11 protein-coding genes are annotated in these 14366 nt (G+C 72.9%); 3 read left to right on the top strand and 8 right to left on the bottom strand.

All coding sequences use genetic code 11. The features are described from left to right. Positions 1-5 precede the first annotated feature (5 nt). Together O7600_RS26910 and O7600_RS26905 are read right to left on the bottom strand one after the other, a co-directional pair. The gene (locus tag O7600_RS26910) at positions 6-983 is read right to left on the bottom strand and encodes an asparaginase (RefSeq protein WP_281591208.1); all 978 of its coding nucleotides are present in this window, start codon (positions 981-983) and stop codon (positions 6-8) included. Continuing rightward, positions 980-1621 carry a class I SAM-dependent methyltransferase gene (locus O7600_RS26905; RefSeq protein ID WP_281591207.1) on the bottom strand — a complete coding sequence of 214 codons (642 nt, stop codon included), beginning with the start codon at positions 1619-1621 and terminating at the stop codon, positions 980-982. The genes O7600_RS26910 and O7600_RS26905 overlap by 4 nt, the downstream gene beginning before the upstream one ends. Positions 1622-1726: 105 nt before the next feature. On the opposite strand from O7600_RS26905, the gene O7600_RS26900 reads away from it, so the two are divergent. Beyond that, positions 1727-2260, top strand: coding sequence for a hypothetical protein (locus tag O7600_RS26900; protein ID WP_281591206.1), 534 nt, complete (start codon positions 1727-1729; stop codon positions 2258-2260). 87 nt (positions 2261-2347) lie between these two features. Here O7600_RS26900 and O7600_RS26895 read toward each other — a convergent pair whose 3' ends face one another. The 3 genes from O7600_RS26895 to nrdR form a co-directional block, all read right to left on the bottom strand. Beyond that, on the bottom strand, positions 2348-3283 hold the full coding sequence (locus O7600_RS26895) for a DUF2332 domain-containing protein (protein ID WP_281591205.1): 936 nt from the start codon (positions 3281-3283) through the stop codon (positions 2348-2350). 291 nt (positions 3284-3574) lie between these two features. Then, positions 3575-6472: a vitamin B12-dependent ribonucleotide reductase gene (locus O7600_RS26890; RefSeq protein WP_281591203.1), complete on the bottom strand. Its 2898-nt coding sequence runs from the start codon at positions 6470-6472 to the stop codon at positions 3575-3577. 37 nt (positions 6473-6509) lie between these two features. Next, the gene (gene nrdR, locus O7600_RS26885) at positions 6510-7010 is read right to left on the bottom strand and encodes a transcriptional regulator NrdR (RefSeq protein WP_091579656.1); all 501 of its coding nucleotides are present in this window, start codon (positions 7008-7010) and stop codon (positions 6510-6512) included. A gap of 488 nt (positions 7011-7498) precedes the next feature. Here nrdR and lexA point away from each other — a divergent pair, with 488 nt between their 5' ends. Then, positions 7499-8281 carry a transcriptional repressor LexA gene (lexA, locus tag O7600_RS26880; protein WP_281591202.1) on the top strand — a complete coding sequence of 261 codons (783 nt, stop codon included), beginning with the start codon at positions 7499-7501 and terminating at the stop codon, positions 8279-8281. A 61-nt stretch (positions 8282-8342) separates the two neighbouring features. Here the strand turns inward: lexA and O7600_RS26875 are convergent, their stop codons facing one another. Together O7600_RS26875 and hflX are read right to left on the bottom strand one after the other, a co-directional pair. After that, positions 8343-10019 carry a hypothetical protein gene (locus O7600_RS26875; RefSeq protein ID WP_281591201.1) on the bottom strand — a complete coding sequence of 559 codons (1677 nt, stop codon included), beginning with the start codon at positions 10017-10019 and terminating at the stop codon, positions 8343-8345. 50 nt (positions 10020-10069) lie between these two features. After that, positions 10070-11563: a GTPase HflX gene (hflX, locus tag O7600_RS26870; RefSeq protein ID WP_281591200.1), complete on the bottom strand. Its 1494-nt coding sequence runs from the start codon at positions 11561-11563 to the stop codon at positions 10070-10072. 172 nt (positions 11564-11735) lie between these two features. On the opposite strand from hflX, the gene O7600_RS26865 reads away from it, so the two are divergent. Beyond that, entirely contained in the window at positions 11736-13208 is a 1473-nt protein-coding gene (locus O7600_RS26865) for an NAD-dependent malic enzyme (RefSeq protein ID WP_281591199.1), read from the top strand. A 307-nt stretch (positions 13209-13515) separates the two neighbouring features. Here the strand turns inward: O7600_RS26865 and dapF are convergent, their stop codons facing one another. Then, positions 13516-14364 (bottom strand): diaminopimelate epimerase, encoded by an 849-nt coding sequence (gene dapF / locus O7600_RS26860; protein WP_281591198.1) that lies wholly within the window; start codon positions 14362-14364, stop codon positions 13516-13518. Positions 14365-14366 lie beyond the last annotated feature (2 nt).

Below are 14366 nucleotides of genomic sequence, written 5' to 3'. Positions count from 1 at the left end.
CACCCTCACCCGTGACGCCCGAACGCCTCCGTGATCGCCGTGGGCTCGGCGTCGGTGGCGAGCAGCAGCCGCAGCAGCACCTTCGCCTTGTACGGGTCGAGCAGCCCGCCGTCGATCAGGCCGCGCCGCCGCAGGTCCCGTTCCGAGCCGACCGCGCCGTAGGTGTCCCGCAGCACCGACCCGGCGCCGGTGCGCGAGGTCAGCACCACCGGCATCCGCCCGGCCAGCGCGCCCAGCGCCGGGGCGAACGCCGGCGGCACGTGCCCCACCCCGAAGCCGGCCACCACCAGCCCGTCCCGGCCGGCGCCCACGGCGTCGAGCAGCGCCACGTCGTCGTCGAGCGTCACGGTGTGCAGCGCGACCCGGGTGGTGGCCAGCCGCTCGCGGTCCACCGCGGGCAGGGGCGCGTGGCGGGGCGGCCGGGTCAGCACCCGTACCCGACCCTCGACCACCTGCCCGAGCGGCCCGGCGTTGGGCGAGACGAAGGTGCCCGTACTCGTGCTGTGGGTCTTGCGGACGAACCGCGCGGCGTGGATCTCGTCGGCGAACGCGACCAGGACGCCGAGGTCCCGCGCGGCCGGCGCGGCCGCGACCCGCACGGCCGCGAGCAGGTTCGCCGGCCCGTCCGGGCCGGCGAGCGTGGGGTTGCGCATGGCGCCGGTGAACACCAGCGGCGCGGCGTGCGGCCAGACCAGGTCGGCCAGCCACGCGGTCTCCTCCAGCGTGTCGGTGCCCTGGGTGACCACCACGCCGGTCGCCCCGCCGGCGACCGCCTCGGCCCCCGCGTCCACCAGGTCGAGGATCTGTCGGTACGCGAGCGCGGCGCTGGGCACCGCCTCGACGTCGCGCACGTCGAGCGGGATGTCGGCGAGCCCGGGTACGGCGGCGGTGAGGTCGGCGCCGGTGAGCCGGGCGACCACTCCCCCGGCGCCGGCGCCGGCCATCGCGATGGTCCCGCCGAGGGTGAACAGCGCGACGGTCACCGCCCGGCCCGCCGTGCGAGCAGGAACGCCTGGGGCTGCCGCTCGGCGTCGACCGGCTCGCGCAGGATCGTGGCCGTGACGGCGAACCCGGCTGCGGTGAGCTGCGCGGACAACCGCTGCGGCGGCAGCCAGTGCACGTCGTAGGTGACCCGGTGGCCGTACGCCCGTTCCCGCCGGTCGAGCCGGTCGCCGGCCTTGACGGCGAGCAGCAGGTGCCCGCCGGGGGTGAGCGCCCGGTGGAAGCCGGCGAACACCTCGGGCAGCAGCTCCGGCGGCAGGTGGATCACCGAGTACCAGGCGACCAGCCCGGCCAGCGACCCGTCCGCGGCGATCGGTTCGGTCATCGAGCCGACCGCGAAGCGCAGCTCCGGGTAAGCCCGGCGGGCCACCGCCACCATGCCGGGCGACAGGTCGACGCCGGTCACGTCGAGCCCGAGGCGGCGCAGGTGGGCGGTGACCCGGCCGGTGCCGCAGCCGACCTCCAGCACCGGCCGGTCCGGCCCGACCGTCTCGGCGAAGGCGGCCAGCACGGCCCGGTCCAGCGGCGGTTCGACCACGTCGGGCAGCAGCCGCGCGTAGTCCTCGGCGACGGTGTCGTAGGCGGCCCGGGTCTCGGTCAGCCAGTGCGGTTCGGTCACGACCGCCAACCCTAGTTCCCGCGTTTCGGTAGGCCCCCGACCACCCGGAGTTGATATTGACCGTCGTTGCTACGGTCTCCCGCGACCGTCCAGAGAGGACCCAAGGTGAGACCGACCGCGATGATCCTGTGCGCCGGTGCGCTCGTGATGGCCACGAGCGGCTGTTCCGCCGACGAGACCGCCCTGCCGGACCAGCTCCGCGATCCGTGCGCGCTGCTCCCCGCCGACCTGCTGGGACGGCTCGCGCCCGGCGCCCGGCCCAGCGCCTCGGCGAACCTCGGCGACCGCAGCGGCTCCCGGGAGTGCGCGGTGGACCTGACCAGCGGCACCTCGATGCGGGGCGACCTGGTCGTCACCGTGTCCGTCGACGCCGAGGGCATGTACGACGACGCGTGGCGGCAGGACCGGTGCGCGCGGATCGCCGCGGAGCAGACCACGGCCGGTCCCGGCGACACGTCGTGCGCGGCGGTGCGCCCCTGGGACGGCGGCGAGACCCGGTTCGACGCCTGGGCCTGGCGCGGCGACCGCTACCAGGTACGGGTCGCCTACCAGGTGGTGCAGCCGCAGACGCTTCCGGCCGGCGCCGAGTCCGACCTGCGCGGGGTGCTCGAACAGGCGGTCCGATCCCTTCCCGACTGACCCCTCCACCCCCGTCGATCATGAAGTTGGCCGGCCGATCCGTCCGCGTGTCGTGCCGCCAGGTTCATGATCGACGGGGTAGTGGGGTCAGGCGAACCAGGTGGCGGCCTGGCCGTGGCCGCGGGTCCAGGCGAGCGGGCGTCCGTCCAGGGCGAGGACGTTGTGGAACCCGCCGGCGGGCGGCTCGGGCAGGTCGGCGTGCGGCAGCACGGTCGGGTCCTCGTTGGCGAGCCAGTGCCCGGGCAGCGTCCGTACCAGCGCGGTGAACGCCGCCCGGCGCACCGGCGGCACCTGGTAGAGCACCGAACTGTGGAAGACGACGAGCGTCGCGTCGACCGGGGCGCGTGCCGCCAGCGCCGGCAGGTCGTCGACCAGGTCGCCCCGGAGCAGCAACGGTGGATCGGACCCGGCGACCGCCGCCGCGGCGCGCAGCCGCTCCCGACGGTGCCGGTGCTCCGGCCAGATCAGCGCGTCCAGCCAGGCCAGGTCCGCGGGGTCGGTGACGTCGAGCGGGTTCACGTCCAGCCCGGCCCGCCACACCACCTCCGGCCGCCGCGCGGGCGGGGCGACGCCGGTGAGCACGCAGTCGAGCACCGGCTCCCCGTCGCCGACCGGCCGGTCGCCGTAGCGGTAGGCGTACCTGTCGGGATAGAGGCACAGCCCCGCGGAGGCCCCCACCTCCAGCAGCGCCAACGGCTGCGGCAGCGCGGCGAGCACCGGCAGCAGCGCGGCGCACCGGCCGGCCTCGTTCGTCTGCGTCGCCCGGACCCGCATCTGGGCCGCGATCTCCGGCCAGTGCGCCGATACGTACGCCCGGAACGCCCCCGGGTCGTCCACCGGCCCGCCGCCCAGCCGCACCACGCCGAAGAGTAGGTTCGGCTGGCGCTTGGCCGGCGGCAGCGTGTCGAGCAGCGCGAGCAGCTCGGGGTCGCGCGCCACGGCCCGCGACAACCGTTCGTACGCCGGGGACACGCCGCGCGCCTCACGGTCGGCGAACGCCAGGTAGATGTCAGCAGTGGTCACTCCGCGAGCATTCCAGTTCCCGGCAGTGGGGTCTGTGACCGTCCACACCCGCCGCTGCCCCGGCCGGCGGGGTCCAAGCCCTTGCGTCGAGGTCGCCGCCGAGGTGCCGGCTCGTCCGGCTCCCGCGCGGCTGAGTCGTTCCTGATCTCAGCTCGACAGGCGACCTCGGGTCACCATGTCCCCCTGCCCGTCGGGCACCGGGGGCGCGTCACCTCGCCGAGATGGAACGGATCATGAGACGCCGCGAGCGCGGCAGGGAGATCCCCGCCGCGCTCGCGCAACCGTGGAACGTCAGCTGCAACCGCTGGTGGAGCCGCAGCCCTCGCAGACGTAGCAGCTACCGGCCGGCCGCATCTTCGTGCCGCAGGTGAAGCAGAGCGGCGCGTCGGCGGCCTTGCCGATCACGGCCTCCAGCAGCTCGGTGCTGGAACCCACGGCCGGGGCGGGCTTGACGGCCGCGACGTCGGCCATCTCCTGCGCCGGCTGGGCGACCGGGCCGGTCTTCGGCTCGGGCGCCTCGACCGGGGCGGAGGCGGCCATCGCGGTGAGGTCCGCACCGCTCGCCTCCGCCTCCGCCTCGGCCCGGAGCTGGGCGGCCCGCTCCTTGGCGGTGAAGATGCCCAGCTCCGCACGGCGGTCGTACGGCAGGAAGTCCAGCGCCAGGCGACGGAAGATGTAGTCCATCACCGAGGCGGCCATCCGCACGTCCGGGTCGTCGGTCATGCCGGCCGGCTCGAAGCGCATGTTGGTGAACTTGCTGACGTACGTCTCCAGCGGGACGCCGTACTGGAGACCGATGGAGATGGCCACCGAGAAGGCGTCCATCACACCGGCCAGGGTCGAGCCCTGCTTCGACATCTTGAGGAAGACCTCGCCGAGGCCGTCGTCCGGGTAGGACGAGGCGGTGAGGTAGCCCTCCGCGCCGCCGACCGAGAAGGAGACCGTCTGCGACGGGCGCTTCTTCGGCAGCCGCTTGCGCACCGGGCGGTACTCGACGACCTTCTCCACGACCCTCTCGACCTCGGCGGCCGGGGTCTGCGTGTCGGCGGTGGCCTTGTTCGGCTTGGCGACCGACAGCGGCTGGCCCACCTTGCAGTTGTCCCGGTAGATCGCCAGCGCCTTCAGGCCGAGCTTCCAGCCCTCGAAGTAGATCTTCTCGACGTCGGCGACGGTGGCCTGCTCCGGCATGTTGACCGTCTTGGAGATGGCGCCGGAGATGAACGGCTGGACCGCCGCCATCATCCGCACGTGGCCCATCGGCGCGATCGAGCGCTCGCCCATGGCGCAGTCGAAGACCGGGTAGTGCTCCGGCTTCAGGCCGGGGGCGTCCACCACGTGCCCGTGGTCGGCGATGTGCTCGACGATCGCCTCGACCTGCTCCTCGGGGTAGCCGAGGCTGCGCAGGGCGCGCGGGACGGTCTGGTTGACGATCTGCATCGAGCCGCCGCCGACCAGCTTCTTGAACTTCACCAGCGCCAGGTCCGGCTCGACACCGGTGGTGTCGCAGTCCATCATCAGCCCGATGGTGCCGGTCGGGGCGAGCACGCTGGCCTGCGAGTTGCGCCAACCGTTCTTGTCACCGAGCTTGTTGCCCAGCGTCCACTGCTTGGTCGCCTCGCGCTGCAGGGCGGTGGCCACGGTGCCGGTCGGCTTGATCGCGTCGTTGGCGGCGGCGTGCTTGCGCATGACCCGCTTGTGCGGCTCGGCGTTGCGGGCGTAGCCGTCGTACGCGCCGACGATGCCGGCCAGCTCGGCGGAACGGCGGTAGGCGGTACCGGTCATCAGCGAGGTGATCGCCGCGGACACCTCCCGCCCCTGCTCCGAGTCGTAGGGCAGGCCGGAGGCCATCAGCAGGGCACCCAGGTTGGCGTACCCGATGCCGAGCTGCCGGTAGGCGCGGGTGGTCTCACCGATCTTCTCGGTCGGGAAGTCGGCGAAGCAGATCGAGATGTCCATCGCGGTGATGACGAACTCGACCGACCGGACGAACTTCTCCACCTCGAAGCCGCCGTCGGCGCGCAGGAACTTCATCAGGTTCAGCGAGGCCAGGTTGCACGAGGAGTTGTCCAGGTGCAGGTATTCCGAGCACGGGTTCGACGCGGTGATCCGCCCGGTCTCCGGGCAGGTGTGCCAGTCGTTGATCGTGTCGTCGTACTGCAGGCCCGGGTCGGCACACTCCCAGGCGGCCTGGGAGATGGTGTGGAACAGCTTCTTCGCGTCGATCGTCTCGATGGTCTGCCCGTCGAGCCGGCCGCGCAGGTCGAAGCCGCCGCCGTTCTCCACCGCGGTCATGAACTCGTCGGAGACGCGGACCGAGTTGTTGGCGTTCTGGTACTGCACGCTGACGATGTCCGCGCCGCCCAGGTCCATGTCGAACCCGGCGTCGCGCAGCGCGCGGATCTTGTCCTCCTCGCGCGCCTTGGTCGCCACGAACTCCTCGATGTCCGGGTGGTCGACGTCGAGGATGACCATCTTGGCCGCCCGCCGGGTGGCGCCACCGGACTTGATGGTGCCGGCGGAGGCGTCCGCGCCGCGCATGAAGCTGACCGGGCCGGAGGCGGTGCCACCGGAGGAGAGCAGTTCCTTCGAGGACCGGATCCGGGACAGGTTGACCCCGGCGCCCGAGCCGCCCTGGAAGATCCGCCCCTCCTCCTTGTACCAGTCGAGGATGGAGTCCATCGAGTCGTCGACGGCCAGGATGAAGCAGGCGCTGACCTGCTGCGGCGACGGCGTGCCGACGTTGAACCAGACCGGCGAGTTGAAGCTGAACACCTGGTGCAGCAGCATCCAGGTCAGCTCGTGTGCGAACACTTCGGCGTCGGCCGGGCCGGCGAAGTAGCCGTACTCCTCACCGGCGGTGCGGTAGGTGTCGACCACCCGGTCGATCAATTGCCGCAGCGACCACTCGCGCTCCGGGGTCCCCACCGCGCCCCGGAAGTACTTGGTGGTCACGATGTTGGCCGCGTTGACCGACCAGGACTCGGGGAACTCCACCCCGCGCTGCTCGAAGTTGATCGAGCCGTCCCGCCAGTTCGTCATCACGACGTCGCGGCGCTCCCAGGCGACCTCGTCGTAGGGATGCACCCCCTCGGTCGTCCAGACGCGCTCGATCTTCAGCCCCGCCCCGGCCTTGTTCCGTGACTTGCTGGTCGTCACGCCCTCGCCCCCCTCGTCGGCACGGTCACCCACCGCGCCTCGTCTACAACCTGTCAGAAACTCGAAAATGTCAGCTGATCGCGCCGGCGGCCTCGGCCGCTCCGGCACCGGCGCCCTCCCGGGCGCGCGCGGCGGACCGCAGCGTCTCGATCTCCCGCTCGAAGTCGGCGAGCGAGTCGAAGGACCGGTAGACGCTGGCGAACCGCAGGTAGGCGACCTCGTCCAGGTCACGCAACGGGCCGAGGATGGCCAGGCCCACGTCGTGACTGGGGATCTCGGCGGCCCCCCTGGCGCGCACGGTCTCCTCGACCTTCTGTGCCAGCAGCGCGATCGAGTCGTCGTCGACCGGCCGGCCCTGGCACGCCTTGCGCACCCCGCCGATGATCTTCGTGCGGCTGAACGGCTCGGTCACCCCGCTGCGCTTGACCACCGCGAGCACCGCCTCCTCGACGGTGGTGAACCGCTTGCCGCACTCGGGGCAGGACCGGCGCCGCCGGATGAGCTGGCCGTCGTCGGCCTCCCGCGAGTCGACGACCCGGGAGTCGGCGTGCCGGCAGTACGGACACCGCATCGCCCGACCTCCTCCTTCGACCACGGGCACACCCACCGACCCCCGGGCACGCGTCGACACGGCGGAGCCATCGGTCGATGGCCGTCGCCGGGTGCGCGATGCGGGAGTGCGTTCGGTAGTTGAACCCAACCTGTAGGCAACTTACGCCCATGTGACTACTACATCTAGGGGTTGACCGTATGTCGTCCCACTAGCGAGGTCAAGTTGGCCGGCGTGTCCGGCGCGTCATCAGGATCACGTCCGCCGCGACCTCGCCGAGGAGCCCAACGGCGAGCACCCGCCCCCGGTCACGGGCCGCCGGGATAGAACATCCGTTCGAGTGCGACGTACCATTTATCAGAACAGCCGTTCGGAAATCCAGGATTTCGACGCGACACGCCGACACCACGTCGTACAGATGTTTGAAAATGGCCGATCTCACCTATACGGTCAGATCCACACGCACCACGAGCCGACGAGGCACCCAGCGCCGACCAGGGAGGACGGACGTGACCGAGGACCGGGCCAGCCGGCAGAAGAACCCGCAGCCGATCGACGGGGCGGGGCCGCCGGCGACCCGTCGCCCCCGCACCGCGCGCAGCCGCGCCGCCCAGCCGGCGGTACGACCGGTGACGCCGGTGGTCAGCAGCTTCCCCGACCCGACGACGGTCGACCTGACCGCCCGGCAGCGCCGGATCCTGGAGTTCATCCGCACCTGGGTCGAGCGCCACGGCTACCCGCCGAGCGTGCGCGAGATCGGCGAGGCGGTCGGCCTGGTCTCCCCGTCCAGCGTCGCCTACCAGCTCAAGGAGCTGGAGAAGAAGGGCTTCCTGCGCCGCGACCCGAACCGGCCGCGCGCCGTCGACGTCCGCGCGCCGAGCGACGCCGACGACGAGGCCGCCCGCGCCCAGCGCCCCGCCCCGGCGTACGTGCCGATGCTGGGCCGGATCGCCGCCGGTGGGCCGATCCTCGCCGAGCAGGCGGTGGAGGACATCTTCCCCCTCCCCCGCGAGCTGGTCGGTGAGGGCGAGGTCTTCATGCTCCAGGTCAAGGGCGACTCGATGCTCGACGCGGCGATCTGCGACGGCGACTGGGTGGTCGTCCGCCAGCAGCCCAACGCCGAGGTGGGTGACATCGTGGCGGCCATGCTCGACGGCGAGGCGACGGTGAAGACCTACCGGCGACGGGACGGGCACGTCTGGCTGATGCCGCAGAACCCCGCGTTCGACCCGATCCCCGGTGACGACGCCACCATCATGGGCCGCGTGGTCGCGGTGCTGCGCCGGATCTGACGCGCCGACGAGAGGAGGGGGTGACCGTCACCGGTCACCCCCTCCTCTCACGTCCGTCGTCTCAGTAGCGGTCGCCCCGGTAGTCCCGGCTGCCCGAGACAGGCCCGTACTGGCCGCCCCGGTCGTCGCGACGGCCGCCGCGCGGATCCCGCGGGTCCGGCTCACGACGCGGCGGCTCGGCCCGACCACCCGGCCGACCCCCACCGCCCGGCGGCTGCCCGCGGCGCCCCGCGCCGTCCGGCCCGGGGCCGTAGCCGCCCCGGCCGCCGCCCTGGCCCGGGCCGCCGGGCCCGCCACCGCCGTAGACGCCGCCGCCGGGGCCGGGCCGGGCCCCGTTGGCGCCGCCGGCCGGCCGGCCGCCACCGCCGTAGACCCCGCCGCCCTGCGGACGGCCACCCTGCTGCCCGCCGTAGACGCCGCCGCCCGGGGGCCGGCCACCGCCGTAGACCCCGCCGGCCGGTGGGCGCTCGCCGTTCGCGGCGCCGCCGTAGACGCCACCGCCCTGGCCACCGCCGTAGACGCCGCCGCGCGGCGGCGCGTCGGGCCGGCTGCCGGACGGGAAGCCGTTGTTCACCGGGAACTCGCCGCTGCGCTCGGGCTCGTCGGCCGGCTCGGCGGGCGCCGGCTTGCGCCGGGCCCGCAGGATGCCGAAGACGCCCGCGCCGACCAGCAGCGCGCCGAGCACCCCGACCGCGGCGATCAGATAGGTGATCTCGTCGAGCGAGAGCCCTTCGAGCCAGGACTTCTGGGCGGCCGCCTTGGTCTCGACCTTGCCGCCGTTGGGCAGCGCCTCCACGCCTGTGGTGGCCGGCGTGTAGCCGAGGATGTCGATCGGGTCGGACGGGTCCAGCGACCCGCCGTCGGAGACGGTGACGAACGACTTCCCGTCGGGGGTGTAGGAGATGGCCTCGCCGAACGGGTCGGCCAGCGGGGTGACCCGGGGCTTGCCGGAGGTGAGCGCCTTGACGATGTCACCGCCGGTCACGTCGAACTCGAACGCGTCGGCGTACGTGCGCAGCACCACCCGGGCGCCGTCCGGCGACCGGGCCGCGCCGGTGACCAGCGCCCGCCCCGGCGAACCGAGCTTGTTCTCGGTGTTCGTCCGGGGGAGCGTGACCTCGCCGACCTTCTTCATCGGGATCGGTTCGGTGTCGGGGCCCGCCTTCAGTTTCACCGTCGGCGTGAAGATCTCCGACTTGCCGGAGAGTTCCTTCGTGATCACCAGCGGCAGGTTGTCGTCGCCGACGAGCAGCGCCTCGGCGTCGTGCGGCTCCTTGCCCGGGTAGCTGAGTCGGTGCAGCACCGGCTGCTTGGCACCGCTGATCGGCATCGTCCAGACCGCGACGCGCTCCCGCCGGGTCTTCTTCTCGACGTTGTCGCCGGTGTCGGCGATCCAGAGCGTCTTGCGGTCCGGCCCGAGGGCCAGGTCCTCGGTGTCGAAGGGGCCGTCACCGGAGTAGCGGACCGGATCCTTGTCGATCTTGCACTTGGCGTCGAGGTAGAAGACCCGCTTGCGACTGTCGTCCTCGGTGCCGTCGTTGACGACGACGTAGCCGTTGGCGGTGGCGACCAGGCCGGACAGCTCGCGCAGACGCTCGTCGGTGACCGTGCACTTCTTCTTGGGAGCCGCGGCCAGCACGGGGGCCGCGGCGGGGGCCGCCGGGGCCGGCCCGGCCGGCGCCACGACCGCGCCGACCAGGCCGAGCGCGAGCGTGACCGAGGAGACAACGTGCCGCATGGCGCTCAGTGTCGCACGACCCGGGTTTCGGGCGGGTGACGCCGGACGGCTCACCGCCCGGCGCCCACCCGCTCCTCGCTGGTGAGCCGGTCCCCCGCGCGGTACGGGGCCAGCTCGGCGGCGAGCGCCTGCCCCACCCGCACGTGCAGCAGCGTGCCCTCGGGCAGGTGCGCGGTGCTCAGCACCTCACCCTGCCGGTGCACCCGGGCCACCAGGTCACCCCGGTCGTACGGGAGCACCGCCCGGACCTCGACGGCCGGCCGGGGCAGGCGGCGCTCGATCGCCTCGCGCAGCTCGTCGACCCCGCGCCCGGTGTGCGCCGAGACGAACACCGCCTCCGGCCAGAGCCGCTTGAGCCGCAGCATCGTCTCCTCGTCGGTGGCGTCGGTCTTGTTGACCGCCAGCAGTTCCGGCAGCCGGTCGGCGCCCACCTCGGCGAGTACCTCGCGGACCGCCCGGACCTGCTCCTCCGGATCCGGGTGGGTGCCGTCGACCACGTGCACCACCAGGTCGGCGTCGCCGACCTCCTCCAGCGTCGAGCGGAACGCCTCGACGATCTGGTGCGGCAGGTGCCGGACGAACCCGACCGTGTCGGAGAGCGTGTAGAGCCGCCCGTCGGAGGTGGTCGCCCGGCGGGTGGTCGGGTCCAGCGTGGCGAACAGTGCGTTCTCCACCAGCACGCCCGCCCCGGTGAGGCGGTTGAGCAGGCTGGACTTGCCGGCGTTGGTGTAGCCGGCGATGGCCACCGCCGGCACCGCGTTGCGGGTCCGCCGGGCGCGCTTGGTCTGGCGTACGGTGGTCATGCTCTTGATCTCGCGGCGCAGCCGCGCGATGCGGTGCCGGATCCGACGCCGGTCGGTCTCCAGCTTGGTCTCACCGGGACCACGCAGGCCCACGCCGCCGCCGGCGCCGCCGCCGCGACCGCTACCACCGGTCTGCCGGGAGAGCGTCTCACCCCAACCGCGCAGGCGCGGGAGCAGGTATTCGAGCTGGGCCAGCTCGACCTGCGCCTTGCCCTCCTTGCTCTTGGCGTGCTGGGCGAAGATGTCGAGGATCAGGGCGGTACGGTCGACCACCTTGACCTTGGTGCGCTGCTCGAGGTTACGGAGCTGCGACGGGGACAGCTCACCGTCGCAGATGACCGTGTCGGCGCCGGTGGCGAGCACCACCGCGCCCAGGTCGTCGACCTTGCCCCGACCGATGTAGGTCGCCGGGTCGGGTCGGTTGCGGCGCTGGATGAGCCCCTCGAGCACCTGCGAGCCGGCCGTCCCGGCCAGCGCCGCCAGCTCGGAGAGGCTGTTGTCGGCGTCGGACTGGGTGCCCTCGGTCCAGACCCCCACCAGGACGACCCGCTCCAGCCGCAACTGGCGGTATTCGACCTCGGTGATGTCGGTCAGCTCGGTGGAGAGGCCGGGGACCCGCCGCAGCGCCTGCCGCTCCGACAGCTCGTACTCGCCGGTGGTGGCGTCGAGCGCGTCGTCCTCGTAGGGATGGAAGGTCTCCTGCTGCTCGCGCAAACTGCGTCTCCTGTCCGTTATGTGCATCGCCGAGAATTTTCGGCGCGTGACAGCAATCCTGACATGTGTCAACGCGGGACGCACCCGTGTTATGCCCGTGGCGCTACCCACCGGTAGCGGGGCCGGATGCCGGCCGACCTGGCCGGGCGGGTAGAAATGCCAGTCGAGCCGCTCAGCGTCGACGGAGGAGTGTTTTCTCGTGGCCATCACCCGACTGCCGAGTGCGGGATTCTCCATCACGATCCGGATCGCGGTGCCCGCCGACGCCTCCTCCATCGGCCGCCTGACCACCGCGGCGGGCGAGGCCGGCGCCATCGTCACCGCGCTGGACGTGGTGGACTCCGACCCGACCAACGTGATCGTCGACCTCACCTGCGACACCGCCGACGCCGGCCACGCCGACCAGGTCGTCGACGCGCTCACCGCGCTCGACGGGGTGGACGTGCGCAAGGTCTCCGACCGCACGTTCCTGCTGCACCTGGGCGGCAAGATCGAGGTCACCCCGAAGGTCGCGCTGCGCACCCGCGACGAGCTGTCCCGCGCGTACACCCCGGGGGTGGCCCGGGTCTGCATGGCGATCGCGGAGAACCCGGCCGACGCCCGCCGGCTCACCATCAAGCGCAACACGGTCGCCGTGGTCAGCGACGGCTCCGCGGTGCTCGGCCTGGGCAACCTCGGGCCGGCCGCCTCGCTGCCGGTGATGGAGGGCAAGGCCGCGCTGTTCAAGCGCTTCGGCGGGGTGGACGCCTGGCCGGTGGTGCTGGACACCCAGGACACCGACGAGATCGTGGCCATCGTCAAGGCCATCGCGCCGGCGTACGGCGGGATCAACCTGGAGGACATCGCCGCGCCGCGCTGCTTCGAGATCGAGGCCCGGCTGCGCGAGGCGCTGGACATCCCGGTCTTCCACGACGACCAGCACGGCACCGCGATCTGCGTGCTGGCCGCGCTCACCAACGCGCTGCGCGTCGTGGGCAAGCAGCTCGCGGACGTGCGGGTCGTGGTCTCCGGCGCCGGCGCGGCCGGCACCGCGATCATGAAGCTGCTGCTGCGCCAGGGCGTGGGCGACATCATCGCGTACGACCGGCAGGGCGCCCTGCACCGCGGCCTGCCCGACCTCAACCCGGCCTGGCAGTGGCTGGCCGAGAACACCAACAAGGAGAACTACTCCGGTGACCTGGCCGGGGCGGTGCGCGGCGCGGACGTCTTCATCGGGGTGAGCGCACCGAACCTGCTCACCGGCGACGACGTCGCCGCGATGGCGAAGGACGCGATCGTGTTCGCGCTGGCCAACCCGGACCCGGAGGTCGACCCGCGGGAGGCGCGCAAGCACGCCGCCGTGGTCGCCACCGGCCGCTCCGACCAGCCGAACCAGATCAACAACGTGCTCGCCTTCCCCGGCGTGTTCCGCGGCATGCTCGACGCGCACGCCGAGGAGTTCACCGAGGAGATGGCGATCGCTGCCGCCCGGGCCATCGCCGACGTGGTCGGCGAGGAGAAGATCAACCCCACCGTGATCGTGCCCAGCGTCTTCGACTCGCGGGTCGCCCCGGCGGTGGCCGCCGCGGTACGCGCCGCCGCGCAGAACCCGGCGGTGACGCTGCCGCCGGCGGCCGACCCCGGTCCGGCCGACCTCCCCGAGATCGCCGCCAACGCCAGCGCCACCCCCTGACGGAGTCGCCCCCGTCCTCGCCCCGCCCGCTCCGCCCCGGCGTGTCGCGGTCGAGAGAGGTGACGACTGAGGAGCGATATACCACTGAGTCATAAATATGACCAGGCGGTATATCGCTTCTCCGTCATCCCTTCTTGCCGGCCGTCACACGACGTCACCACTGCGCCCGAAGCGGCGACGCCCGGACAAGCCGCGGGCCCGGCAAACCGCGGGCCCGGCAAACCCCCAGCCAGGCAAGCTCCCAGCCAGGCGAGCCCCGAGCCCGCAAGCAGGGCGGCGGGCGTCCGGGGAAGCGGGGCGTCGAAGCTCAGGGAAGCAGGGCGGCGGGGGCCAGCGTGCCGGTGGCGACCAGAACGGCCGGGCCGGCCAGCCAGCACGAGTCGGCGGTGACCGTGACGGTGAGCCGACCACCCGGCACGTCCACCGCCACCGTGCCGGTCTCCCGGTCGCCGTCCCGCAACGCCACCGCCGCCACCGCGCAGGCGCCGGTGCCGCAGGAGAGCGTCTCGGCCGAACCGCGTTCGTAGACCCGCATCAGCACGTGCCCGTCGGCGCCGTCGACCGGCTCACCGGGCGTGGTGAACTCGACGTTCACCCCGGACGGGAAGACCGCGGCGTCGACCTCGGGCGCGCGGGTCAGGTCGAGGCCGGTCAGGTCCAGCGCGGCGGGCAACGCGCACACCAGGTGCGGGTTGCCGACGTCCACGGCCGCGCCGGGCAGGGTCAACCCGCCCAGGGTGACGGTGGCGGTGTCGTACAGGCGAGGGCGGCGCATCTCGACCGCCACGTCGGCGCCCTCGACCCGGGCCCGCACCAGACCGGCGCGGGTCGCGATCGGCAGTGCCCCGCCCGACGGGGCGACGGCAAGCGAACGCTCCAGCAGATAGCGCACGAACACCCGGGCGCCGTTGCCGCACATCTCGGCGAACGAGCCGTCGGAGTTCCAGTAGTCCATGAACCACTCGGCCTCGCCGGCCAGCGCGACACCCTCCGGGTGCTTGGCCGCGCGTACCACACGCAGCACGCCGTCGCCGCCGAGCCCGCGCCGCCGGTCGCAGAGCGCGGCGACCAGACCGGGCGTCAGGTCGAGCGCGCCGTCCGGGTCGGGCAGGATGACGAAGTCGTTGCCGGTGCCGTGGCCCTTGGTGAACTCCACGG

Source organism: Micromonospora sp. WMMA1998 (genome assembly GCF_027497375.1).
Taxonomy (GTDB): Bacteria; Actinomycetota; Actinomycetes; order Mycobacteriales; family Micromonosporaceae; genus Micromonospora; species Micromonospora sediminicola.
Note: the sequence above shows the minus strand (reverse complement) of the source record. Positions and strands in the feature narration are given on the sequence as shown.

Bases quoted from the DNA above. Each gene is read 5' to 3' on its own strand.
- nrdR (WP_091579656.1), bottom strand. From the start codon at position 7,010: ATGCGGTGTCCGTACTGCCGGCACGCCGACTCCCGGGTCGTCGACTCG.
- O7600_RS26875 (WP_281591201.1), bottom strand. From the start codon at position 10,019: ATGCGGCACGTTGTCTCCTCGGTCACGCTCGCGCTCGGCCTGGTCGGC.
- hflX (WP_281591200.1), bottom strand. From the start codon at position 11,563: ATGCACATAACGGACAGGAGACGCAGTTTGCGCGAGCAGCAGGAGACC.